Consider the following 23,836-nt stretch of genomic DNA (forward strand, 5'->3'; position numbering starts at 1 on the left):
CGCGCCGTCGACAGTCGCCGGTGACCGGCTCGCCACCCGGCGGGGCGGGCGGGTCAGGCGGGTGCCGACTTCGTGGCCCGGCGCAGCCCGAGGAGCGCGACCAGGGCGAGCAGGATGACGGCCACCGAGTACTCGTCGGCCGTGCGCGGTAGACCACCGCCGTAGACGACGAGGAACCCGGCGATGACGGTGGGCACGCCGAAACCGACGTAGCAGACGATGTAGAGCACGGAGAGCACGCTGGCGCGTTGGTGTGGCTCCACGAGCGGCAGGACGGTCTTGAGGCTGCCCTGGAAGCCGCCGCCGAACCCGATGCCGCCGAGCGCGAGCCCGACGAAGAAGCCGGGGACGGACTCGGCCATGACGGACACCAGTGTGGTGATCATCCCGAGGATGAGGGCGATGATGCCGGTGAGCATCACGGTTCGCGCGGGGGCGTTGCGCAGCAGCAGGACGGCCAGCGACCCGAAGACGGCGAAGACGAACAGGACCAGGCCGGCGATGACGATCGAGGTGTTCATGAAGGTGCGTACGAGCGCCGGTCCGAGCGCGCCGAAGAAGCCGGCCAGTGCCCAGACCGCGAAGACCACCGGCACCACGAGCAGCGTCGGCCCGCGTACCTCGCGGGGCAGCGTGACGTCCGGCCGGAGGCTCCGCCGCGCACCGCTCATCGGGGTGACCGTCTCCGGCATCAGCAGGACCCCGATGCCCTGGAGCAGGAGGACGCCGAGCAGGACGAGGTAGACGAGACGGGTGGGCGCGGGCAGGAAGTGGATGAGCAGCGCGGAGAGCAGCGCGCCGGTGCCGGTGCCGATGCCCGGGGCCAGGGAGTTGGCGAGCGTGCCACGGGCGCGGCTGATGTCGAGCATGCCGGCGCCGATGGTGCCGGTGGCCGCGCCGGCGGCGAGCCCCTGGACGACGCGGGCGGCCAGCAGCGTCGGCACCCCGTTGGCGACGACGAAGATGACCAGCGCGACCATCTGGACCGCGATCGCGACGAGCAGGACCGGCCGCCGCCCGACGTGGTCGGAGAGCTTGCCGAACGTGAGCAGCGACGCCAGCACCGCGAGGGCGTAGACGGCGAACACCACGGTGGTGACGATCGGCGAGAAGTGCCAGCGTTCCTGGTAGATGCCGTACAACGGGGTCGGGGCCGACGAGGCGGCCAGGAACGACACGAGGATCGAGGCGAGCAGGACCAGGGATGCTCCGGGCGAGATGCGCCCCCGCGCGACGACACTCATCCCCGTGGGTACCCGATGTGCCCCGGGCCACGCTTCCGTCCCGGTGCGCGGGCCGCGCCGACCGGGATGTCCGCGATCCGGCTCCCCGGCCCGGAGGCCGTCGCTAGGCTGGGCCTGACGTGCCGCAGAGCCTCCGGACGGTCGCCCGCCGGATGCCGCCCGCCCGACGCCGTGGCTCGCGCTCGCCGCGCCGGACCGCGTCCGGTCGCCCGGCCCCCGGCATCTTCCGGTGACCACGAGGATGGGGAGTCCCATGTCGAAGTCGGCGGTGCCGTGGATGGACGACATGACCGTGCGGCTCCCGGAGTTCCGGGTCCAGCGGTGGGTGAACTCCCCGCCCCTGGCCCCCGGGGAGCTGCGCGGCAGGGTGGTCCTGGTCGACGTGTGGGAGTACACCTGCGTCAACTGGATCCGCACCTCGCCCTACGTCCGGGCCTGGCACCGCGACTACACCGACCGGGGGCTCACGGTCATCGGCCTGCACGCGCCCGAGTTCGAGTTCGGCCGGTACGCCGAGAACATCGACCAGGGCATCCGCGACCACCGGCTGACCCACCCGATCGCGCTCGACAACGACTTCACGGTCTGGGATGCGCTCGGCAACATCGCGTGGCCGGCACGGTACCTCTTCGACGCGGACGGCGCGCTCGTCCAGCGGTGGATCGGGGAGGGCGACTACGACCGTACGGAGGCGATGATCCGGCAGCTGCTCGCCGCCCGGGTGCCCGAGGCCGCCCTGCCCCCGGTGACGCCCGAGGTGACGGCGTTCAGCGCGAACGAGCCGCCGTCGTACGCCGGGGTGACCGAGGAGACGTACCTCGGCGTGGACCGGCGGGTGCCGGGCGCCTTCACCCTCACCGGCGGCTGGCGCGACAGCGGGGACCACGTCGAGCTCGCGGGCGGCACCGGCGAGATCGCCCTGCCCTTCAACGCCGGCGAGGTGAACCTCGTGGTCCACCCGGGGCCGTCGGGGCGGGCCGAGGTGCGGGTGCTGCTCGACGGGCGGCCCGTCGGCGAGGCGGGCGGCGCCGACGTCGACCCGGACGGCGTGGTGCACGTCGACCGGGCGGCCATGGTCCGGCTCGTGGCCGGCGCGTCGCGCGACGACCACCTGCTCAGCGTCGTCAGCGGCCAACCCGGCTTCCGGGCGTACGTCTTCACCTTCGGCCCCTAGGTGGAACCGGTCGCGGGCGGGGAGACGGCGCGTGCCCCCGGTCCGGACGGGACCGGGGGCACGCGATCGGTACGACGGGCCGGGGGCCGCTCAGCCGCAGTTGCCCCAGCTGGACCGGCCGGCACCCTGCCAGCTGGTGCCGTAGAGGACCTCGCCGCTGTACATCACGCACTTGTCGCGGGCCGAGCGCTGGATCGCGGCGTAGTACTTGTAGTTCCCCGGGTCGTAGGCCCAGGACCCGCCCTCCACCCGGATCCCCGCGGAGACGCCGGTCGTCGACCCGACGGACACCCGCTTGAGGGTGACGACGCAGTTGTACGCCGTGGCGCTGTTGTACAGCAGGTAGACGTCGCCCACCCTGGTGCCGTCGGGCGCGGTGATCGACCGGTGGCCGTCACTGGCGTACGCCCACGAGCCACCGAAGTCGTTGTTGCACGCCTGCGCCCCGGTGAACGGGTTCGCCGCGGCCTGTGCCGGCGAGGCGAGCGTCACCGCGGCGACAGTCGCGGAGAGGATCGAGATGGCCAGTCGTCGCGTCAGTCCGCGCACACAGTCCTCCAGATGCTCCGGCGCGAAGATCGCGCACATCGCCGCCATGATCCCACAGTGGAGCGTCGTACCGGGACCGGGGCCGACGCCGGAGCGGACGGGCGGGTCAGCGTTGCCGCAGGCGGCGAGCGAGCTGATCGCGGAGGTGGTCGACGCCCTGGCCGGTCAACGCGGAGACCGGGACGGCGTCCGGGTGGGCCCGGCACAGCGCGTCCACCCACTCGGGCGGCGCCACGTCGATCTTGTTGAGGACCAGCAGCTCGGGGACGTCCCCGGCGCCGATCTCGTGCAGAACGCCGTGCACGGTGGTGATCTGGTCCAGCGCGTCCGGCGCGGACGCGTCGACCACGTGCATCGCGAGGTCGCTGCGGCTGATCTCCTCCAGCGTCGAACGGAACGCGTCGACGAGCTGGTGCGGCAGGTGTCGGACGAAGCCCACGGTGTCGGTCACCGTGTAGGTGAGGCTGCCCGTGCCGATCCGCCGCACGGTGGGGTCGAGGGTGGCGAACAGGACGTCCTGCACCTGGGCGTCGGCGCCGGTGAGGCGGTTGAGCAGAGCGGACTTCCCGGCGTTGGTGTAGCCGGTGAGGGACACCGACGGCACCTGGTTGCGGGCGCGGCGGCTGCGCGTGCGGTCCCGGCGCCGGGCCAGCTCGGCGGCGCTGCGGCGCAGCCGGGTGGCGCGTTGCCGCAGGGTCCGACGCTGGGTCTCCAGCCGCATCTCACCCGGACCGCGCACGCCCATGCCCGCGCCACCGGCCGTCCGGCCGCCACCGACCCGTGACATCGACCGGCCGTCGCCGCGCAGGCGCGGGAGCTGGTAGGCGATCTGGGCCAGCTCCACCTGCACCCGGCCCTCGCTGGTGCGGGCGTGCTCGGCGAAGATGTCGAGGATCAGCGCGGTGCGGTCGACCACCCGCACCCCGACCCGTTCCTCCAGGTTGCGTACCTGGCCCGGGGTCAGCTCCCCGTCGGCGATCACCAGATCGGCCCGCGACCGCTCGGCGAGCGCGGCGAGCTCGTCCACCTTTCCGGAGCCGACGAAGGTCGCCGGGTCGGGGTGCGGCCGGTTCTGGACGACCTCGTCGGCGACGGCCAGGCCGTCGGTGTCGGCGAGCCGGCGCAGCTCGGTGAGCGAGGTGTCGGAGCCCGGTCCGCTGCCGGTAACGCCGTCCTCCCCGCGCACCGCCACCAGCACCGCCGTGGGGCGCTCCACGCCCGGCCTGGATCCCAGCAACCACGATCCCGCCATCGTCCACCTCATTCCGCTTCGGGTGCGTGTCGACCTACCCCCGGGCGCTCCGAACATGCCGAGCGGCGCGCGGCTACGGCGCGGACCCGGAGGCGACTGTCGGTCGCGCGGCCCGTTCGGGCCGGGGCGGGGTGGCCCGGACGGGTCAGGGGTCGGCACCGCGGGGCCACCGACGCGGGAAATGCGCAGAGCGCGCCGCCTGGGGCGGTGCGTCCAGATCACCGATCGGAGGCCCACCGTGTTCCGCCATCACCGGCAGTTGCAGTTCCAAGCCAAGCCCGAAAAGCCGGACGCCCTGTTCGCGATGAAGCTGCAGGAGGTCCTCGGCGGCCAGTTCGGCGAGATGACCGTGATGATGCAGTACCTGTGGCAGGGCTTCACCTGCCGCGTCCCCGGCAAGTACAAGGACATGATCATGGACATCGGGACCGAGGAGATCGGTCACGTCGAGATGCTCACGACCATGCTCGCCCGGCTGCTCGAGGGGGCCCCCGCCGAGACCACCGAGAAGGCGGTGGCCGCCAACCCGGTCCTCGCCGCGGTGATCGGCGGCATGAACCCGCAGCACGCCATCGTCGGCGGGGGCAGCCCCCTGCCGCGCGACAGCCAGGGCGTGCCCTGGAACGCCGGCTACATCGTCGCCAGCGGCAACCTCCTGGCCGACTTCCGCTCCAACGTCGCCGCCGAGGCGCAGAGCCGGCTGCAGACCAGCCGGGTGATGAACATGACCGACGACCCCGGCGTCAAGGAGATGCTGCGGTTCAACCTGGCCCGCGACACCTACCACCAGCAGCAGTGGCTGCTCGGCATCGAACAGCTCATCGAGGACGGCTTCGTCGAGCACGGCATCGAGAACTCCAACGGCGACATCGAGAACAAGGACCACAACCACACCTTCTGGAGCTTCAGCGCGGACAGCCAGGCGGGCGAGGGCCGCTGGGCGCAGGGACCGAGCCTCATCGGCGGCCCCGACCTGACCTACCTGCCCGAACCGGTGCCACTGACCGACGACACCGCTCTGCCGCCGCCGCCGGACCCGAAGCTGTACGCCACCTACGACGGCTCCCGCGGCCCCGGCATGGCCGGCGACGCGGGCGGGGCGCACGCGCAGGGACTCACCAACGTCGTCCGCAAGGTCAAGGACGCCCTCGACTGACGATCGCGCCTCCCGGTCTCCCCCGGGGACCGGGAGGCGCGCCGCGTCGGCGCGGACCGCGAGGGGGGACGCATGCGATCACGGTGGGGGCGGTACCTGCTCACCGCCGGCGCCGGGGCGATGACGGTGGTGCCGTGGCTGGCGGACTGGAACCGGCGGCACACCTTCGGACCGGGGTACGGGCCGCACGCCCGGTGGCACGGCACGTCGGAGGTGATCGGTGCCAGCTCCTGCGGCCTGGTGATGCTGTGGCTGCTCACCCGTGGCGTACGGCGGGACCGGCGGCTGGCGACCGGCGTGGCGGCGCTGCTGCCGCTGCTGCGGTACGGCCCCTTCAACGTGACCCTCGCCGTGCCCGGCACGTCTCCGTACGAGGAGGGCGGGCCGCCGATCCGGCTGCTCGGACTGCCCGCGTCGCTCGTCACCCAGGACGCCCTGATCGCGCTCGCGCTCGGTGGCTACCTCCTCGAACGACGGGCCTCCCGCCGGTGAGGTCCCCGGCCGCCGGTGAGCGGCGCGCGGCTCAGCGGGCCTCGGCGTGGTCCGCCTCGAACCGCGCCCGGGTGAGGAAGGCCAGCTGGGCTCGCTTGTCGGGCATGTCGATCTCGTCGTCGAAGGTGAAGCCGGAGCGCTCCAGCCGGCGCAGCGCGATCTGGTTGCGCACGTCCGGCTCCACCACGATGCGCCGGCGGGTGGGATCGCGGAACAGGAAGCGGACGAGCACCGGGCCGACCGCGTCGGTCAGGCCGCGGGGCGTACGCGCGCCCGGCGCGAGCAGCAGGTGCATGCCGATGTCGCCGGGCCGCACCGGGTAGCGCTCACCCACCGGGTCGGCGTCCGGCTCGTAGGTCTGGAACAGCCCCACCGGGTCGCCGTCCAGCAGGATCAGGTACGCGTGGTGCGTCGACAACCCGTCGAGGAACGCGTAGACCTCGCGGACCTCGTCCACCGTGTAGGAACCCATGCCCCAGTAGACGGCGCGGGGTTGGGTGACCCAGCCGTGAAGCAGCTCGGCGTGCGCGCGGGGGTCCACCGGTGCGAGGGAGAACGTGCCGAAGTCGGGGATCTTCTCCTGGTACAACGCGTGCCTTCTTTCGTGATCGGTGCGCCGCCGCGGCGCCCGCTGTCCACGTCTCCCCAGAACCCGCGAGTTAGGTTACCCTCACCTAACTTGCGACGGTACTGGAGGGGTGCATGAAGCGGAACTGGGAAGCCTTGGTGCTCAAGGCCATGGGCGGCAGGGACTTCCAGCTGACCGTGCTCGACTCCGAAGCGGTCAACGGGCACTACCAGCGCGTGCTTGTGGACGGCGGTGGTTTGCTGGAGAGCTGCGGCGTACACCCGACCATGTGGGTCCGGCTCTGGTTCGACAACGACGGCCGCCCCCACCAGCGGGCCTACACGCTGGTCGACCCCGATCCGGAGACCGGGCGGTTCCACCTCGAGTTCGCCCTGCACGACGGCTGCGCGGCACGCTGGGCGACCTCGGCCCGCGCCGGCGACACCATCGAGGCCACGGTGCAGGGCAGCGCCTTCAGCCTGCCCGACCCGGCGCCCCGGCACCTCTACCTGATCGGCGACGCGGCCTCGCTGCCCGCCGTGAACAGCCTGCTGGACGCCGCCGACGGCATCCCCGCCACCATCTGGCTGGAGTTCGCCCACGAGGGCGAGAAGGCGCTGCCACCACGCGCCCGCCCGCACCACGAGGTGGTGTGGGTACCGCGTCGCGACAACGGCCGGCACCTCGTCGACACGGTCTGCGCGGCGCTGCCCGCCGCCGACGACTCCTACTACTGGGTCGCCTGTGAGGCGGCCAGCACCCGCACCATCACCAAGCACATCCGCCGGGGCCTCGGCGTCGGCAAGCAGCAGGTCAGCTCCCTCGGCTACTGGAGCGCCGGATGACCTCCCGGCTCGGCACCCTCGCCGCGCTCTACGTCAGCCAGTACCTCGGCATCGGCTTCATCACCGTCGGGCTCGTCGCCATCCTCCGCGACGGCGGCACCTCGCTCGACACCCTCGCCCTGCTCCAGGTCATCGGCCTGGTCTGGCCGGTCAAGTTCCTCTGGGCGCCGCTGCTCGACCGGTTCGGCTCCCGGCGACGCGGGCACTACCGGTCCTGGCTGCTGGTGCTGCAGACCGGCCTGGTGGTCGCGCTGCTCGCGCTGCTGCCGTTCGGCCGGCCGGCCGACCAGCTCGGCCCGGTCGTCGCCGTCAGCGCCGCGTACGTGTTCCTCTCCGCGACCCAGGACATCGCGGTCGACGCCGTCGCCGTGCGCCTGCTCGCCGACCGTGAACGGGGCGCCGGCAACGGGATCCAGGTCGCCGCGAGCTACGTCGGCACCCTGCTGGGCGGTGGCGCCTGCGTGGTGGTCTACGACCGGTTCGGGTGGGTCGCCGCGATCGGGCTGCTCGCGGCGCTGACCGCCGTCGCGCTGGTCGTGGTGCTGCGGCTGCGGGAGCCCACCCGCGAGGACCGGCCGGTGACCGCCGGTCAGGCCTACCGGGCGCTGCTGTCGGTGCTCGGCCAGCCCGGCTGTCGCTGGTGGACCTTCGGCACCGTACCGCTGGTCTACGTGGGTGCCGGCGCGGCGTACGCCCTGGTGACGCCAGCCCTGGTGGACGCCGGTTGGTCCCTGGAGCGGATCGGTGTGGTCACCGGCGTGGTGATCAGCGTCCCGGCGATCCTGGCCGGACTGCTCGCCGGGGCGCTGGTCTCGCGGATCGGCCGGGCGGGCGTCCTCGTCACGGGTGGCGCCGGGTTGGCACTGTCCACCGTGCTCATGCTGCCGTTGCTCAACGGGCACGCGCCCTGGGGCCTGACGGTGGCCGCCCTGGGCTGCTTCATGGCCGCCTACACGGCCGCCAACGTGGTGCTCTACACGGTCAACATGGACTACTCCCGGCCGGGCACCGGCGGCACCGACTTCACCGTGCTGTCGTCGTTCGGGCTGATCTGTTCGTTCCTCGCGTCCTCGGTGGGGCTCGCCGTGGCGAGCCGGACGGGTTACCCGGCGGTCGCGGTGGCGGCGACGGTGCTGGTGGCCGCCGGCGTGGTGGTGGGGGTCGCGCACCAGCGCCGCTACCGCCGCCCGTCCCTCGACGTCACGGTCGCGGCGCCGGCACCCGCCGTCGTGGGCGACGCCGCCGGTGCCCGGTGACGGGCGTCGCCAGCCCGGCCCACAGCGGCCGGGCCCCGACGACCGCGGCGCGGCTCCCCTCCCGGTGGCTGATCCTCGCGGTACTGTGCCTCGCCCAGCTCGGCGCGGCGCTACCCGCCGTCGCCGCCGGGGCCGGGTCGTACCCGGCCGCCTGGGCGCCCGCCGGCAGGTCGCGGTGAGCGGGGCGACCGGGCGGTTGTACCTGACCGCGCTCAACCCGACCGACGCCGTGCGGGAGGGCTTCCTGCCCGCGGCCGAGACGCTGGGCCTGCCGGTCACGGTGCTGACCGACCGACCGGACCGGTGGCCGGCGGGCACGCCCGTCACGCCGTGCGAGGTCCGCGACGCGGGCGCGGTCGAGGCGGCCGTCCGCGCCGGCCCTCCCCCGGCGGGTCTGCTGTCCAACAGCGACCATCTCCAGGCCGCCACGGCCCTCGCCGCGCGTCGGCTCGGGCTGCCCGGCAAGGACCCCGACGCGGCCCGCCGGTGCAAGGACAAGGCCGCCGCCCGGCGGGCGCTCGCCGCCGCCGGTCTCGACGTGGTGCGGACGGCCGTACTGGAGCCCGGCGCGCCCGCCGCGGTCGACGCGGACCTGTTCCCCGCCGTGGTCAAACCGCGCGACGGTGTGGCCAGCGAGGACGCCTACCTGGTCGCCGACGCCGGTGAGCTGGCCGCTCGGGTCGCCGGGATCCGGGGACGGCGGCCGGACGTGTCGCTGGTGGTCGAGGAGTACCTGGACGGGGAGGTACGCACGCACGACACCCTCGGCGACGGCGTCGACCTGTGCGTGATCGGCGGCTGGCGGACGACGCTCGGCCCGCCGCCCACCTTCACCGAACTCGCCCTCGACTGGGCGCCTCCCCCCGCCGCGACGTCCGCCGGCCTGCGCGCGCAGCTCGACGCCCTCGGCGTCGGCCTCGGGGCCTGCCACACCGAGTACGTCGTGCAGGACGGCCGGATCCGGCTCATCGAGGTCAACTACCGGCTGATCGGCGACCGGATGGACCTGGTCCTCGCCGAACTGATCGACGTCCCCCTCTTCGCGGCCGTCATCCGGCTGCACCTGGGCGAACCCCTCACCGCGCTCACGCTGCCGGACCCGGTCGCCGTCGACCGGCACGCCCGCGTCGAGTACGTCTGCGCCGACCGCTCCGGCACCCTCGTCGCGGCTCCCGGTGCCGTCGACGCGCACCGTCACGGCGTGCGGCTCGGTTGCCGGCCGCTGCGGGCGACCGGGGTGACCGCCGAGCGGACCGGCACCAACCGGGACTACCTGGCCGCGCTGCACGGCGTCGGGCCCGACGCCGCGGCCGTGCGCCGGGCGCTGGCGGAGTTCCGCGACGACCTGTGCTGGCGGATCGAGCCGTGACCGACGCCGCCGAGCGGGAACTCTTCGCCCGCGTGCTCGACGCCCTGCTGCGCGAGGACCACCTCGGGCTCACCAGCCGCGGCCACTCCGACGGGCCGGACTGGTGGCAGGTGGCGCACCCGACCGGCCGGCTGCGCATCCCGGTGCGGCCCGACGGCTTCCAGCACCCGGTCCGCGCGGCGGCGCCGCGGGTGCACGTCCACCCCGACCGGGGGCCCGCGTACCGGGTGGACACCGTGGCCGGTCTGCTCGACCTGCTCGCTCCCACCGGCGACGCCGAGGCCGAGGCCGGCTGGCGCACGCTCGCCGCCGAGTGCCGGGACGACCTGCTCGCCCGCCGGCTCGCCGCGGCGAGCCGCCCCCGGGTGTACGCGGAGGTCGCCGGTCGCCGCGTCGCGACGGGCATGGCGGGGGCGCTCGACGACGACGTGCTCGCCGCGCACGCGGGGCACCCGGTGTATCCCACGGACCGGTGCCGGCACGGGCTGGACGCCGAGGAGCTGCGCCGGTACGCCCCCGAGCACGCCCCGACCTTCCCGCTGCGCTGGCTGCCGGTGCCGGCCGCCTCGGTACGCCTCACCGGCGACCTGCCGGGCTGGTGGCCGGCGCCGGAGCGCGACGGCGACCTGCTGCTGCCGGTGCACCCGGTCACCGCGGTCCGCGCCGGCCTGCCGGTCGTGGCGCGGCCCGGGATCGCGGTGCGCCCCACCCTCTCCATGCGGACCGTGGCGGTCGCCTGCGACCCGTACACCCATCTGAAGCTGCCGCTGGCCACCGCGACCCTCGGCGCCCGCAACCGGCGGGCCCTCGCCCCGGAGACCCTGGACGACGGCGCCGCCGTGGCCGGGCTGCTCGACCGGATCGCCGCCGCCGAGCCGACGTTCACCGGCCGGATCCTGCACGCCGACGAGCGCACGTACGGGCACTGCGGCACCGACGACCTGCGCGCGTTCCTGCTGCGCCGGTTCCCGCCGGAGCTGGCCGGCTCGCGGGTCGTTCCCGTGGCCGCGCTGGCCGCCGCCGATCCCGACGGCGGCACGGTCGTCGAACGGGTCAGCGGCGGCGACCCGCTGCCGGTGCTGCGCTCCTATCTGGAGCTGCTGCTCGACTGGCACGTGTGCCTCTGGTTACGGTACGGCGTGGCCCTGGAGGCTCACCCGCAGAACGTCCACCTGCTCATCGACCCCGACGGCGGGGTCCGCCTGCTGTACAAGGACAACGACGGTGCCCGGCTGCACAGCCGGCACGCCACGGGGGCGGGCGGGCCGGCCCTGCACGACCGGCGCATGTGGGTCGACGATCTCCAGGAGCTGGCCGACATGTTCGTCACCATCACCCTGCACCTGGCCGCTGCCGCACCGCTGCGCGCGCTCGCCGAGCGCGGCCTCCGGGTGCCGTCACCGGGTGAGGCGCTGCCGCCGCTCCTGCGCGCCGCGCGGGACCGGTGGGCCGACAGCCCGCGCGACCGTCGGCTCGTCGACCGCGTGCTCGACGCGCAGGCGTTGCCGGTCAAGGCGATGCTCACGGCCGGCACGCTGCTGCCCAAACAGCGGCTCGGCTGCGCCGACGTGAACAAGTACTACCGGCGGACCGGCCCGAACTACCTGCGGGTGGGCGCGTGACCGCCGCGCGGACAGCGGCGTGCCGGTCCCGGCACGACCGGCCGGACGCGCCGGAGCGGATCGCCGACCTGGCGGCAGCGCACGCCCTCTTCGGCTGCCACCTCCGGGAGGTGGCGGTCCCGGCCGGCGACGCCGAGGTCGGCGGCGGCGAGGCACGGATCCGGCTGCGGCAGCTCGGGGTGGTGCTGCGCTGCGCGGTCGCGCGGGTGTCACCGGTGCACGCCCACCGGTACGAGGGCCCCGTGCACCGGCGCGACGCGGACCCGGCGTCGTCCCCGCCGGGCGGGGCGACCGCGGCGGCCGGCGGGGCGCACCGCGGTTGGCAGCCGATCACCGCCACCGACCTGGCCGGCCTGCTCGCGGCCGACCTGACCGCGCGCACCGGCGTCGGCAACGACGAGTTCGTCGACCAGGTCGCCCAGAGCCGCGCCACGACGACGCAGCTGCTGGCCGAGCGCCCGCACCGGGACCCCACGCCGACCGGCGATCCGGTGATCGACGCGTACGTCGACTCCGAGCAGTCCCTGCTCTTCGGGCACCCACAGCACCCGACCCCGAAGTGGCGCACCGGCGCGGTCGGCCACTGGCGGCGGTACGCCCCGGAGCTGCGTGCCGCGTTCCGGCTGCACTGGCTGGCGGTGCCGGACGAGTTGGCGGCCGGCGCCGGGCCGTTCGACGAGCTGATCGCGGCACTCGACCCACCCGCCGTGCCGGCCGGGCACCGGGCGCTGCCGGTGCACCCGTGGCAGCTCGCTCTGGTGCCGCCCGGCGACCGGCGGCTGCGCGTCCTCGGCCTGGCGGGAGTGCAGGTGCGGCCGACCGCCAGCGTGCGCACCTGCTACGCACCCGACGCCGACCTGTTCTGCAAGACCAGCCTGCACGTGCGGATCACCAACTGCCTGCGCAAGAACGCCCGCTACGAGCTGACCGGCGCGGTGGCGCTGAGCCGCCTGCTCGCGGACCTGCCGCTGCCCGCCGGCGTACGGCTGCTCGCCGAGCCGGCCTATCGCACCGTCGACCTGCCGGGCGCCGACGAGGCGTACGGCACGCTCCTGCGCGCCGGGCTGCGGCCGCACCTGCGACCGGGCCAGACGCCGGTGCTCGCCGGCGCCCTGGCGGCCACCGCGCTGCGCGTGCCCGACCCCGTCGGGTGGTGGCGCGCGTACGTGCGGCTGCTGGTGCCGGCGGTGCTGCGGCTCTGGCTCGCGCACGGCGTGGTGCACGAGGCCCACCTGCAGAATGTCCTCGTGGTGCTCGACGCCCACCGCCGGCCGGTCGGGCTGCTGCTGCGTGACCTGGAGGGCGTGAAGCTCGACACCGGCCGCTGGCCGGAGTGGCCCGAGGGGCTGCCCCGGCAGGTCGCGTACGCGCCCGCCGACGCCCGGCGGCGGGTCCTCTACTGCCTCTTCGTCAACCACCTCGCCGCGCTCTGCACCGCCCTGGCCGACACCCGGCCCGGGGTCGAACCGCGGCTGTGGCGGGTGGTGCGCGAGGTCGTGGCCGAGGTCGCCGACGGGCTCGGCGGCCCGCCGGAGCTGGCCGAGCTGCTGGCCGGTGCGCCGCTGGTGGCGAAGGCCAACCTGCTGGTGCGGTGGCACCGCGCCCCGGACCGGGAGGCGCCCTACGTGCCGGTGCCCAACCCGTTCGGCGGTGCCCGGTGACCCGTCCCGTCTACGTGCACGACCTCGCGGCCCTGGCCGCGCACGCCGCCGCGATCCGGGCCGCGGTGCCGCGCCGGGTGGAGCTGCTGTACGCGACGAAGGCCAACCCGGATCCGGGCATGCTGCGGACCCTCGCCCCGATCGTCGACGGCTTCGAGGCGGCCAGCCGCGGGGAGCTGCGACACCTGGGCGGGGTGCTGCCGGGCGTCGCGCCCGCGGCCCTCGCCGGCCCGGGGAAGACCGACCAGGACCTCTGCGCCGCGCTGGCCGCGCGCGTGCGCCGGATCCACGTCGAGTCCCCCACCGAGCTGCACCGGCTCGCCCGGCTGGCCCGGGCGGCGGGCACGGCCGCCGACGTGCTGCTGCGGGTCAACCTGCCGGTCACCGTCACCGGCGCGGTGCTCGTGATGGGCGGTGCGCCGAGCCCGTTCGGCATGTCACCCGACGACGCGCTGCGGTGCCTGCGCCGGCCACCGGACGGGGTGCGGGTACGCGGGGTGCACGCCCACCTCGCGAGCGGGCTCGACGCCGACACCGCGGCGACCGTCGCCGAGTCCGTGGTGGACTGGGCGGTGTCCGAGGCGGGTGCGACGGAGGTGAACGTGGGTGGTGGCATGGCGGTCGACTACGCGGACCCGACCACCCGCTTCGACTGGGCCCGCTACGGCCGGCGGCTGGCCGGCGTCCTCGGCCGGCACCCGGAGCTGGTGCTGCGGGTCGAGCCCGGCCGGTCGGTCACCGTCTACTGCGCGGCGTACCTGACCGAGGTGGTCGACGTGAAGCGGTCTCTCGGCGAGTGGTTCGTCGTGGTGGCGGGCGGCACCCACCACCTGCGCACCCCGGCGGCGAAGGGGCACGCGCAGCCGTTCACCGTGCACCGCCGCGCCGTGGCCGCGGGGCCGCGCACCGACGGCGGCCCGGTCACCGTCGTCGGGCAGCTCTGCACCCCCAAGGACGTGCTGTCGCGGGCGACGGGGGCCGGGCCGATCGGGGTGGGTGACGTCCTGGCGTTCGGCATGGCCGGGGCGTACGCCTGGAACATCAGCCACCACGGCTTCCTCATGCACGAGCAGCCGGAGTTCCGCGTCGGCGACCCCGGGCGGGTCGCCGCGGAATGGGCGGCCCGGCCCGTCGACGCCGCGGGCTGAGCCGTCGGCGCGGCGCCGGGTCACCACATCGCCGCCGTGCCCCGTGCACGTCCCGGGTGAGACGGCGGCAGACGCGCGACCGGCCGGCCCCCGCGCACGTGTTCGGGCGCGACGGCGGGCGTCGGGCCGTGGTGACCACGGCCCGACGCTCCGGCGCCCTACCCCCTGCCCGAGCCGGTCACTGGCCGGAGGCGTGGAGCTGGGCGACCTCGCCGGCCGTCAGGGCGCGGTCGTAGACGTGCACCTGGTCGATCGCGCCCCGCCAGTGGTCCACGGGCCCGCCGTTGAACCGGGCACGACCGATCACGGTGGGGCCGGTGGACGCCTCGCCGAGACAGGAGCTCGCCGTGCCCGCCACCTGACCGTCCACGTAGAGCGTGAGCGAGCCGGCGGCGGCGTCGCGCACGCCCACCAGGTGGTACCAGCGGCCGGGCTCCGGCGCGGTGGGGGCCAGCGCCCGCACCCCGGCGAAGCTGAACGCGAAGCGGTTGTCCGCGCCGGAGTACTGGAGGAAGAACGCGCTGGTCCGGTCACCGTCCTGGCTCACGGCGGTGGCGAAGCCGCCCAGGCTGTCCAGCCGCACCCAGGCCGACGCCGTGTAGCTGCCCGTGGTGTCGAGGATCGCCGCGCCGGTGTCCACGTACTGGTTCACGCCGTTGAACTGGGCGGCGTTCCCGGTCCGGCCCGCCGTCCAGCCGACGCCGTTGACCAGCGTCCCGTCGTGGTCGCCGGCCCGGTCCTCGGTCACCGTGCCGCTGCCCTCGTCCAGCGGCCAGTACCCCACACCGGTCAGCCCCGGCGTGCCGGGCGCGGGCGGCGGCACGTTCTCACCGGTGCCGTCCACCGAGCGGATGATGGCCCGGTTCACGTCCCGTACGCGGGCGAAGTCCATCTTCGGCACCTGCCGGTCGTAGGTGTAGAACCCGTTGACCTCGTGCTCCACGTCCGTCGTCTGGGTGTAGACGCCGCCGGAGAGCCCGCACCGGTTCGCCACGGTCAGCAGGTCCCGCTGGTTCTCGACGTACCGGCGGGTGAGGGTGGCGCTGTCCGGGGTCATCTCGTAGGCGTGGCCCTCGCCGAACCACATGTGGCCCTCGACCTCCAGCCCGAACCCGCCGTGCTCGCCGTCCACGGCGACCCGGTCGGCGGTGGGTGACGGGGCGGCCGGACCGACGTACTGGTGAAAGTCGATCATGTCGCCGCGGCCGGAGTCCCCCTTGGAGGCGCAGCAGTTCACGCCGCTGTGGGCGTTGACGAGTCGGCTCGGGTCCTGGGCGCGGAGCTCGTCGGCGATCCGGCCCGTGGCCGCGCGGTCCCACTCGCCCCAGCCCTCGTTGAACGGCACCCAGACGGTGATGGAGGTCCAGCTCTGGTGCTCGGTCACGATCTCCCGCAGCTGCCGCTCGAACTCCTGCTGCGCGTCGGCGGGCGGCGTGCCCCCGGTGCGCATCGAGGGCATGTCCTGCCACACCATGAGGCCCAGCCGGTCGGCCCAGTAGTACCAGCGGTCCGGCTCCACCTTGATGTGCTTGCGGATCGTGTTGAAGCCGAGCCGCTTCGTCTCGGCGATGTCGAACCGCAGCGCCTCGTCCGTGGGCGCCGTGTAGATGCCGTCCGGCCAGTAGCCCTGGTCCAGGGTGGACATGTTGAACAGGATCTTGCCGTTCAGGGTGAGGTAGAGCTTGCCGTCGGCGCCCTTGGCCTTGCCCACCTCGCGCATGCCGAAGTAGGAGTCGACCCCGTCGACGACCTTCGCGCCGCGCAGCACGCGGACCTTCAGGTCGTACAGGTGGGGCGAGTCCGGCGACCACAGCTTCGGCTTCGGCACCGGAACGCGGAGTTCGGCGCCGGCCGGCCCGGAGGCGCGACCGACGACCCGGTTGCCGTCGTACGCGACGGCCTCGACCCGGGTGCCGTCGCCACCCACGAGGTGCGGGGTGAGGCGGAGGCTCTGGTCGTCGAGGTCCGGCGTCATCTGCAACCGCTCGACGTGGCTCGCCGACACCGGCTCCAGCCAGACGCTCTGCCAGATGCCGGACGCCGAGGTGTAGAAGATGCCGCGGTCCGGGACGTTGCGTTGCTTGCCGACCGGCTGCCACGTCTGGTCGGTCCGGTCGGTGACGCCCACGACCAGCTCCTGGCTGCCCCGGCCGCGCAGCGCGTCGGTGACGTCGACGCTGAAGCCGTCGAACCCGCCGCGGTGCTCCGCGACCCGGACGCCGTTGACCCAGACCGTCGCCTCGTGGTCGACCGCGCCGAAGTTGAGCCGCAGCCGCGAGTCGCCCTTCCCGACCTGCCAACTCGCCGGCACCTGGAACGTGCGCCGGTACCACATCCGGTCCTCGTGCCGCTGGATGCCGGAGAGCGCCGACTCGATCGGGTAGGGCACCAGGACGCGCTCGGCGAGCTGCTCGCCGAGCGGCGGGGCCTCGCCCTCGGCGGCGCCGGCGAACTGCCACACGCCGTTGAGGCTCTGCCACCTCGCCCGGACCAGTTGGGGGCGGGGGTACTCGGGGAGGGCGTTGTCGGGAGAGACCTCGTCGGTCCACGGTGTGGCGATCGGTGGTGTGCCCGGCTGCCAGGTGGTGTCGGCGCGCGCGACGGTGGGCGCGCCGGTCAGCACGAGCGCGGCGGCCACCAGCGCCGTGAATGCCTTCATGGGTCAGGACCCCTTTCTCACGGAGGACGTGAGGGCAGGCCGGTCAGCCAGGACAGCGGGCCCGAGGGCGCCGGCCGCGTCGGGTAGACACCCGTCAATAGCCGTGGGTTACCAATCAACCACTGTCATCGATCCGTAGTCAATATCATCCGATCAGTTTCGATCCCCGATCGGTCAGAACCGGTCCGGTACGCGCATCCCCGCGATCGGCCCCGGACGCGTACGATCGGACCCCACTCTTCTTCTCGGGAGCGGAGAATCCGTGACACCGGGCGACGACGGCCGGGCGGCGACGGAGGGCCGGCGCAGCATGTTCGCGGCGGAACGGCGGCAGCGCATCCTCGAGCTGATGCGCGCCAACGGCGCGGCCTCGCTGCGCGACCTCGCCCGGGCGGTGCGCTCGTCCGAGGTCACCGTGCGGCGCGACCTGCGGGTCCTCGCGGCCGACGGGCTCCTCCACCGCCACCACGGCGGCGCGACGCTGCCCGGCGCGCTGTCCCGCGAACCGACCTACGCCCAGAAGGCCCAGGTCGCCGCCGCCGAGAAGGCCGCCATCGCGGAACTCGCCGCCTCCCTCGTCGAGGACGGCGACGCCGTCGTCATCGGCGCCGGCACCACCACCCAGCTGCTGGCCCAGCGTCTCACCCGGCACACCGACCTGTCCGTGGTGACCAACTCCCTCCTGGTGGCCCACGCGCTCGCCGACGCGCCACGCGTCGAGGTCGTCCTCACCGGCGGCACGCTGCGCGGCGCCATCCACGCGCTCGTCGGCAGCGCCGCCGAGCAGTCGCTGGCCCGGCTGCGGGTGCGCCGGTCCTTCATCTCCGGCAACGGCCTCACGGCCCTGCGCGGGCTCTCGACGCCGAACCTCCAGGTCGCCCACGTCGACCGTGCCCTGGCGAGCGCCGCCGAGGAGGTCGTCGTGCTCGCCGATCACACGAAGATCGGAGTCGACACCATGGCGCAGACCGTCCCCGCCGACGAGATCGACCACCTGGTGACCGACGAGACCGCCCCCCGCGACGTCCTCGACGAGCTGGCCGGCCAGGGCGTCCGCCTGCACCTCGCCCGGGTGCCGGCCGGCCGCCCCTCCGCCCGGCCTCCGGCGCCGCCGGGCTGACCGGCCGCCGGGCAGCCCGGCTCCGTCGCCTCGGCACGCGGTGGTCGCGCCTCTTCACCGCCGGACCGTGCCGAGCGCGTCGAAGACGTGCCCGGAGCCGGTCGTGACAGGTCACCCGATCGGGCGGCCCGGGCGGCCGACCTGAAGGTTGGCCTGCGGGGCGCTCCGGGGCGTCGGATGCTTGACCTGCCCGGGCGCGGCGTCCGGGCGGACGGTGGTCGACCGGCGGCGGTGATGCCCGGGAGGAGACGGCGTGGCGACGTACGAGTACCGCTGTCCCGTCGACGGCGACTTCGAACTCCGGTTCCCCCTCGGCGAGGCGGCCCGGGTCGCGCGCTGCGGCACCTGCCAGGGCGAGGCCTCTCGGATCTGGTCCCCGCCGCGGCTGGCCCGCGTGCCGCGCGGTCTGCGGGCCGCGGTCGACCGGGCCGAGCGGAGCGCGGAGGCGCCCGAGGTGGTGTCACGGATCCCCGGCGGGCCGCCGGCGACGGCGTCCCGCCACCCGGGCCGCGCCCAGCTGCCCCGGATCTGACACCACCGAGACACCAGCGCGTGGGCTCGTCACCGTCGGGCACGAGGAACGCCGCCGAGGGCGGGCGCCGGCCGGCCGGCGCCGCGGCCCGGGGTGGCACGAAGGGAAGCTGCGATGCCTGAGGTGATCTTTCCGCTCGACTCGACGAAGAGGTTCCGGGAGCAGGAGAAGATCGGCCACAACCGGTGGCATCCCGACATCCCGCCTGTGGCGACGGTCAAGCCCGGCGCGATCTTCCGGGTGCACTGCCGGGAGTGGTTCGACGGTGAGATCCACAACGACGACTCCGCCGACGACGTGCGTGACGCGCCGCTGTCCATCGTCCACGCGTTGAGCGGGCCGTTCGCCGTGCAGGGCGTCGAACCGGGCGACCTGCTGATGGTCGACATCCTGGACGTCGGACCCATCCCGCAGGAGGACTCCGGCCCGCTCGCCGGCCAGGGCTGGGGATACACCGGCATCTTCGCCACCCGCAACGGCGGCGGATTCCTCACCGAGCAGTTCCCGGACGCGTACAAGGCGATCTGGGACTTCACCGGGCAGCGCGCGACCTCGCGGCACATCCCCGGGGTCTCGTTCACCGGGATGATCCACCCCGGCCTGATGGGCACGGCGCCCTCCGCCGAGCTGCTGGAGCGGTGGAACCGCCGGGAGCGGGCGCTGGCCGAGACCGACCCGGACCGCGTGCCACCCCTGTCGTTGCCGCCGCTGGCGCGGGACGCGATCCTCGGCTCGTTGACCGGCGCCGATTACGAGCGCGCGGCCGCCGTCGCGGCGCGGACCGCCCCGCCGCGCGAGAACGGCGGCAACCAGGACATCAAGAACCTCACGAAGGGCTCGCGGGCGTTCTACCCGGTCTACGTGCCCGGCGGCAACCTGTCGGTCGGCGACCTGCACTTCTCGCAGGGCGACGGCGAGATCACCTTCTGCGGCGCGATCGAGATGGGTGGGTTCATCGACCTGCACGTCGACGTGCTCAAGGACGGGATGCGCACGTACGGCATCACGGAGAACGTGATGTTCCTGCCCGGCAACACGCCGCCGCAGTACTCCGAGTGGCTGGCCTTCTCCGGTGTCTCGGTGACCCTCGACGGCCAACAGCGCTACCTGGACTCGCAGCTGGCCTTCCAGCGGGCCTGCCTGCACGCGATCGACTACCTGACGACATTCGGGTACAGCCCGGAGCAGGCGTACCTGATCCTCGGCGCCGCGCCGATCGAGGGCCGCTTCTCGGGCGTGGTGGACATCCCCAACTCGTGCGCGACGGTCTACCTCCCCACCGCGATGTTCGACTTCGACGTACGCCCCTCGCCGGCCGGGCCGAACCGGATCACGCGACGCGCGACCGTGCCGAGGTCGAGCTTCGGCGGATAGGAGCGCCGGTCGGCGCGGACGGCGGGTTCAGCCTCCCGTCCTGGCCCTCGCGGCGGCGGCCTTGACCGCCTCGGTCCCGGTCTGGCCGGCGAGCCGGCCGCCGCGGCGCCGGGGCGGCGCCAGCCCCGGACGGCGCGGGCGCGCGAAGGCCTCCGGCAGGCGGGCCGAGAGCTGGCGGACGGTGAGCGCACCGATGCCCCGCGCCACGAGGACCGCGTGGAGCCCGCCGACGACCACGGTCGCGACCGGGAACCGGGCGGGCAACCGCCGGTGGCGGAGACCGGGGGCCGGGGGCGCACGACGATCGACGGCTCCGGTACTAGCCTGCCCGGATGCGACACACTCTCGTACCGGGTGACGACACCCTGCACGGCCACTTCTCCCCCGACCTTCCGCCGGTGCTCACGATCGATCCCGGCGACACGGTCACCTACCGCACCCTGGACTGCTGGTGGTCGGCCGGCCCCTACGCGGGCGGGCGGCACCGGGAGCGTCCCCGGGTCCCGCAGTACCAGCCGGACTGCGGCCACGCGCTGACCGGGCCGGTCGCCGTCCGCGGCGCCCGGGCCGGCCAGACCCTCGAGGTACGCATCGACGCGATCGTCCCGGCGGGCTGGGGCACGACAGTGGCCGGCGGCTGGCCGAGCGGCTTCAACGAGCGGTACGGCGTCGAGGAGGACGGGGTCGTGCACGCGTGGGACCTGGACCCGGTGGGGATGACCGGGCGCAACCAGCACGGTCACACCGTCGCGCTGCGTCCCTTCATGGGAGTGCTCGGCATGCCACCCGCCGAGCCGGGGCGGCACTCGACCGTCCCACCCCGGCCCTTCGGCGGCAACCTGGACTGCCGGGAGCTGACCGCGGGCAGCACGCTGCTGCTGCCGATCCCCGTCGACGGCGCGCTGTTCTCGGTGGGTGACGGGCACGCCGCGCAGGGCGACGGGGAGGTCGGCGGCACCGCGATCGAGTGCCCGATGGACGAGGTGACCCTGACCTTCGACATCCGTGACGACTGTCCGGTCACCGGGCCGGTGGCCCGGACCGCGGACGCCTGGCTGACGCTCGGCGTCGGCGCGACCCTCGACGACGCCACGTTCATGGCCCTGGACTCGATGCTGACGCTGATGCAGCGCCGGTACGACATCAGCCGACCGGACGCGGTGGCGCTGGCCAGCGTCGCGGTCGACGTGCGGGTGACGCAGATCGTCAACCAGACCGTCGGCGCGCACGCGGTGCTCCGCGACGGGCGGGTCACCGCGGGCGCACCGGCCCCGCCCCGGTAGGAGGCCTCGTCGTCGCATCGACGCAGGTCTTGCGCCTGTCGTCGTATACAACATACGCTCGCCGATGCCCCGACCTCTTCACGACCCACGGGCGCGGGGCCGGCCGAGGTGGACAGACCGGTCGGCGCTCCGCACCGGCGCCCGGAGATCCCGCACGATCCCGCAACGCCGAGGAAGGTGACCAACGCATGAACCACGGGCAGAAGCCAGCACTGAGCCGGCGCCGCGTGCTGGGCGCGGCGGCCGGGCTGGCCGCCGGAGCCGCGGCCGCCGCGACCGGCCTGCACCCCGGCGCCGCGTCCGCCACTCCCCCGCGCACCACGCCCGACCTCGCCCGCTGGCGTCGGCAGGCGGCAGACGTGACGATCACGCGCGACGACTGGGGCATCCCGCACGTGACGGGCCGCACCGACGCGGACGCGGTGTTCGGGATGATGTACGCCCAGGCCGAGGACGACTTCAACCGGATCGAGCGCAACTATCTGGTGAGCCTCGGCCGCCTCGCCGAGGCCGAGGGCGAGAGCGCCATCTGGCAGGACCTGCGCCAGCGACTCTTCATCGACCCGGGCGCCCTGAAGCGGGAGTACGCGGCGTGCCCGGCCTGGCTGCGCACACTCATGCAGGCGTGGGCGGACGGGCTGAACTACTACCTCGCGACGCACCCGGAGGTGCGTCCGCGGGTCATCACCCGGTTCGAGCCGTGGATGCCGCTGAGCTTCTCGGAGGGCAGCATCGGCGGCGACATCGAGCGGGTGCCGCTCACCCAGCTCGAAGCCTTCTACGACAACCGCCCGGTGGAGATGACCGACGAGGAGCGGGGGCTGCTGTTCCGCGAGCCCAGCGGCTCGAACGGCATGGCGATCGCGCCGAGCCACACCCGCGACGGCCACGCGCTGCTGCTGATCAACCCGCACACCAGCTTCTTCTTCCGCTCCGAACAGCACGTGACCAGCCGGGAAGGGCTCGACGTCTACGGCGCCGCCACCTGGGGCCAGTTCTTCATCTACCAGGGCTTCAACGAGCACACGGGCTGGATGCACACGTCGAGCGGCGTGGACAACGTGGACGAGTTCGCCGAGACGATCGTGACCCGCGCCGACGGCAGGCGCTTCTACCGCTACGGCGACGACCTACGGCCGGTCACCAAGAAAACGATCACGTTGTCGTACCGCACGGCCGACGGTGGCCGGGCCCGGCGCACCTTCACCACCTTCGCCACCCACCACGGCCCCATCGTGCGTGAGGCGGACGGGAAGTGGATCGCGTTCGCGCTCATGAACCGGCCCGTCGAGGCGCTGCAGCAGAGCTTCCTGCGCACCAAGACGCGGGACTACGCGGACTTCATCCAGGTGGCCGGGCTCAAGGCGAACAGCTCGAACAACACGCTCTTCGCCGACTCGAAGGGCGAGATCGCCTTCCTGGTGCCGCAGTTCATGCCCGTCCGCGACGACCGCTTCGACTACCGCAGGCCGGTCGACGGCAGCGACCCGGCGACCGACTGGCGCGGGCTGCACACCCTGCGGAGCCTGCCGCAGGCGGTGAACCCGCGCACCGGCTGGGCGTTCAACACGAACAACTGGCCCTGGACGGCCGCCGGCCCGGACAGTCCCGACGCCGCCGACTACCCGCGCTACTTCGACCAGGCCGGCGAGAACCCGCGCGGGCCGCAGGCGATCCGGGTGCTGACCGCCCGCCGCCGGTTCACCCCGCAGACCCTGATCGAGGCCGCCTTCGACCGCTACCTCACCGCCTTCGCCCGGCTCGTGCCGCAGGTCGTCGCCGCCTGGGACGCGCTGCCCGAGGGCGACCCGCAGCGGGCCAGGCTGGCCGGGCCGGTCGGCCTGCTGCGCGACTGGGACCACCGGTGGGGCGCGGAGTCGACCGCCACGTCGCTGGCCGTGTTCTGGGGCGAGGCGCTCTGGGCACCCCTGGCCCAGGCCGCCCGCGACGCGGGCATGTCGATGTGGGACTACCTGGCCGAGCGCGCCACCGACCCGCAGCGGCTCACCGCGCTCGACGCGGCGGTGGACCGGCTCACGCAGGACTTCGGGAGCTGGCAGGTGCCCTGGGGCGAGATCAACCGGTTCCAGCGCAACGACGGTGAGATCGTCCAGACCTTCGACGACACCAAGCCGAGCATCCCGGTGCCCTTCACGTCCGCGCAGTGGGGCTCCCTCGCCTCGTTCGGCGCGCGGCGCTACCCCGGGACGAAGCGGTACTACGGCACCAGTGGCAACAGCTTCGTGGCGGTCGTCGAGTTCGGGCAGCGGGTGCGCGCGTGGGCCGTGACGGCCGGCGGCGCCAGCGGGCACCCCGACTCGCCGCACTTCAACGACCAGGCCGAACGCTACGCGAGCGGCGACCTCCGGCCGGTCTACTTCTACCCGGAGGACCTGCGGGGTCACGTCGAGCGGCGCTACCGGCCGGGCGAGCGTGTCCCGCGCCAGGCGGCGCAACCGGCGGTCTGACCGTCGGCGGTCACGGGCTCCGCGGCGGTCGGCTCCGCCGCGGAGCCCGTGACCGAGGCGTGGC

The 23,836-nt window shown here is 74.2% G+C and carries 21 protein-coding genes; 15 read left to right on the forward strand and 6 right to left on the reverse strand.

What is annotated here, in order from left to right:
- Positions 1–53: 53 nt before the first annotated feature.
- Positions 54–1,244: an MFS transporter gene (locus SM573_RS23555; protein ID WP_474617082.1), complete on the reverse strand. Its 1,191-nt coding sequence runs from the start codon at positions 1,242–1,244 to the stop codon at positions 54–56.
- A gap of 253 nt (positions 1,245–1,497) precedes the next feature.
- On the opposite strand from SM573_RS23555, the gene SM573_RS23560 reads away from it, so the two are divergent.
- A complete protein-coding gene (locus tag SM573_RS23560) occupies positions 1,498–2,418 on the forward strand; it encodes a thioredoxin family protein (protein ID WP_474617083.1) in 921 nt (306 codons plus the stop codon).
- A 90-nt stretch (positions 2,419–2,508) separates the two neighbouring features.
- Here the strand turns inward: SM573_RS23560 and SM573_RS23565 are convergent, their stop codons facing one another.
- A complete protein-coding gene (locus SM573_RS23565) occupies positions 2,509–3,015 on the reverse strand; it encodes a hypothetical protein (RefSeq protein ID WP_474610742.1) in 507 nt (168 codons plus the stop codon).
- Between the two features lie 58 nt (positions 3,016–3,073).
- Complete coding sequence (gene hflX, locus SM573_RS23570; RefSeq protein WP_474610743.1) at positions 3,074–4,183, reverse strand: GTPase HflX; 1,110 nt, start codon at positions 4,181–4,183, stop codon at positions 3,074–3,076.
- A gap of 274 nt (positions 4,184–4,457) precedes the next feature.
- Between hflX and SM573_RS23575 the strand changes: the two genes are divergently transcribed.
- Complete coding sequence (locus tag SM573_RS23575) at positions 4,458–5,375, forward strand: manganese catalase (RefSeq protein ID WP_474610744.1); 918 nt, start codon at positions 4,458–4,460, stop codon at positions 5,373–5,375.
- Positions 5,376–5,447: 72 nt separating this feature from the next.
- Positions 5,448–5,867, forward strand: coding sequence for a hypothetical protein (locus SM573_RS23580; RefSeq protein ID WP_474610745.1), 420 nt, complete (start codon positions 5,448–5,450; stop codon positions 5,865–5,867).
- Positions 5,868–5,898: 31 nt separating this feature from the next.
- Here the strand turns inward: SM573_RS23580 and SM573_RS23585 are convergent, their stop codons facing one another.
- Positions 5,899–6,456 (reverse strand): GNAT family N-acetyltransferase, encoded by a 558-nt coding sequence (locus SM573_RS23585; RefSeq protein ID WP_474617084.1) that lies wholly within the window; start codon positions 6,454–6,456, stop codon positions 5,899–5,901.
- A 113-nt stretch (positions 6,457–6,569) separates the two neighbouring features.
- On the opposite strand from SM573_RS23585, the gene SM573_RS23590 reads away from it, so the two are divergent.
- Genes SM573_RS23590 through SM573_RS23620 form a run of 7 tightly spaced genes read left to right on the forward strand, consistent with a single transcriptional unit; the run spans position 6,570 to position 14,336 of the window.
- Positions 6,570–7,280, forward strand: a complete 711-nt coding sequence (locus tag SM573_RS23590) for a siderophore-interacting protein (RefSeq protein WP_474610747.1) — start codon at positions 6,570–6,572, stop codon at positions 7,278–7,280.
- Positions 7,277–8,536 carry an MFS transporter gene (locus SM573_RS23595; RefSeq protein ID WP_474617085.1) on the forward strand — a complete coding sequence of 420 codons (1,260 nt, stop codon included), beginning with the start codon at positions 7,277–7,279 and terminating at the stop codon, positions 8,534–8,536. The genes SM573_RS23590 and SM573_RS23595 overlap by 4 nt, the downstream gene beginning before the upstream one ends.
- Positions 8,533–8,715 carry a hypothetical protein gene (locus SM573_RS23600; RefSeq protein ID WP_474610749.1) on the forward strand — a complete coding sequence of 61 codons (183 nt, stop codon included), beginning with the start codon at positions 8,533–8,535 and terminating at the stop codon, positions 8,713–8,715. The genes SM573_RS23595 and SM573_RS23600 overlap by 4 nt, the downstream gene beginning before the upstream one ends.
- The gene (locus SM573_RS23605) at positions 8,712–9,905 is read left to right on the forward strand and encodes an ATP-grasp domain-containing protein (RefSeq protein ID WP_474617086.1); all 1,194 of its coding nucleotides are present in this window, start codon (positions 8,712–8,714) and stop codon (positions 9,903–9,905) included. The genes SM573_RS23600 and SM573_RS23605 overlap by 4 nt, the downstream gene beginning before the upstream one ends.
- The gene (locus SM573_RS23610) at positions 9,902–11,527 is read left to right on the forward strand and encodes an IucA/IucC family protein (protein ID WP_474617087.1); all 1,626 of its coding nucleotides are present in this window, start codon (positions 9,902–9,904) and stop codon (positions 11,525–11,527) included. The genes SM573_RS23605 and SM573_RS23610 overlap by 4 nt, the downstream gene beginning before the upstream one ends.
- On the forward strand, positions 11,524–13,188 hold the full coding sequence (locus tag SM573_RS23615; protein ID WP_474617088.1) for an IucA/IucC family protein: 1,665 nt from the start codon (positions 11,524–11,526) through the stop codon (positions 13,186–13,188). The genes SM573_RS23610 and SM573_RS23615 overlap by 4 nt, the downstream gene beginning before the upstream one ends.
- Positions 13,185–14,336, forward strand: a complete 1,152-nt coding sequence (locus SM573_RS23620) for an alanine racemase (RefSeq protein ID WP_474617089.1) — start codon at positions 13,185–13,187, stop codon at positions 14,334–14,336. The genes SM573_RS23615 and SM573_RS23620 overlap by 4 nt, the downstream gene beginning before the upstream one ends.
- 178 nt (positions 14,337–14,514) lie before the next feature.
- Here the strand turns inward: SM573_RS23620 and SM573_RS23625 are convergent, their stop codons facing one another.
- Positions 14,515–16,995, reverse strand: coding sequence for a LamG-like jellyroll fold domain-containing protein (locus tag SM573_RS23625; protein WP_474617090.1), 2,481 nt, complete (start codon positions 16,993–16,995; stop codon positions 14,515–14,517).
- A gap of 262 nt (positions 16,996–17,257) precedes the next feature.
- Between SM573_RS23625 and SM573_RS23630 the strand changes: the two genes are divergently transcribed.
- The 3 genes from SM573_RS23630 to fmdA all read left to right on the forward strand — a co-directional run bounded on the left by SM573_RS23630 (position 17,258) and on the right by fmdA (position 20,021).
- The gene (locus SM573_RS23630; RefSeq protein ID WP_474610755.1) at positions 17,258–18,115 is read left to right on the forward strand and encodes a DeoR/GlpR family DNA-binding transcription regulator; all 858 of its coding nucleotides are present in this window, start codon (positions 17,258–17,260) and stop codon (positions 18,113–18,115) included.
- A 253-nt stretch (positions 18,116–18,368) separates the two neighbouring features.
- On the forward strand, positions 18,369–18,647 hold the full coding sequence (locus SM573_RS23635) for an FmdB family zinc ribbon protein (protein ID WP_474617091.1): 279 nt from the start codon (positions 18,369–18,371) through the stop codon (positions 18,645–18,647).
- A 114-nt stretch (positions 18,648–18,761) separates the two neighbouring features.
- Positions 18,762–20,021: a formamidase gene (fmdA, locus tag SM573_RS23640; protein ID WP_474617092.1), complete on the forward strand. Its 1,260-nt coding sequence runs from the start codon at positions 18,762–18,764 to the stop codon at positions 20,019–20,021.
- 27 nt (positions 20,022–20,048) lie between these two features.
- On the opposite strand, the gene SM573_RS23645 is transcribed toward fmdA, so the two are convergent.
- The gene (locus tag SM573_RS23645; RefSeq protein WP_474610758.1) at positions 20,049–20,285 is read right to left on the reverse strand and encodes a hypothetical protein; all 237 of its coding nucleotides are present in this window, start codon (positions 20,283–20,285) and stop codon (positions 20,049–20,051) included.
- 68 nt (positions 20,286–20,353) lie between these two features.
- Here SM573_RS23645 and SM573_RS23650 point away from each other — a divergent pair, with 68 nt between their 5' ends.
- Both SM573_RS23650 and SM573_RS23655 read left to right on the forward strand, forming a co-directional pair.
- Positions 20,354–21,304 (forward strand): acetamidase/formamidase family protein, encoded by a 951-nt coding sequence (locus SM573_RS23650; protein ID WP_474617093.1) that lies wholly within the window; start codon positions 20,354–20,356, stop codon positions 21,302–21,304.
- A gap of 188 nt (positions 21,305–21,492) precedes the next feature.
- On the forward strand, positions 21,493–23,772 hold the full coding sequence (locus SM573_RS23655; protein WP_474617094.1) for a penicillin acylase family protein: 2,280 nt from the start codon (positions 21,493–21,495) through the stop codon (positions 23,770–23,772).
- Positions 23,773–23,836 lie beyond the last annotated feature (64 nt).

Source organism: Micromonospora xinjiangensis (assembly GCF_056150165.1).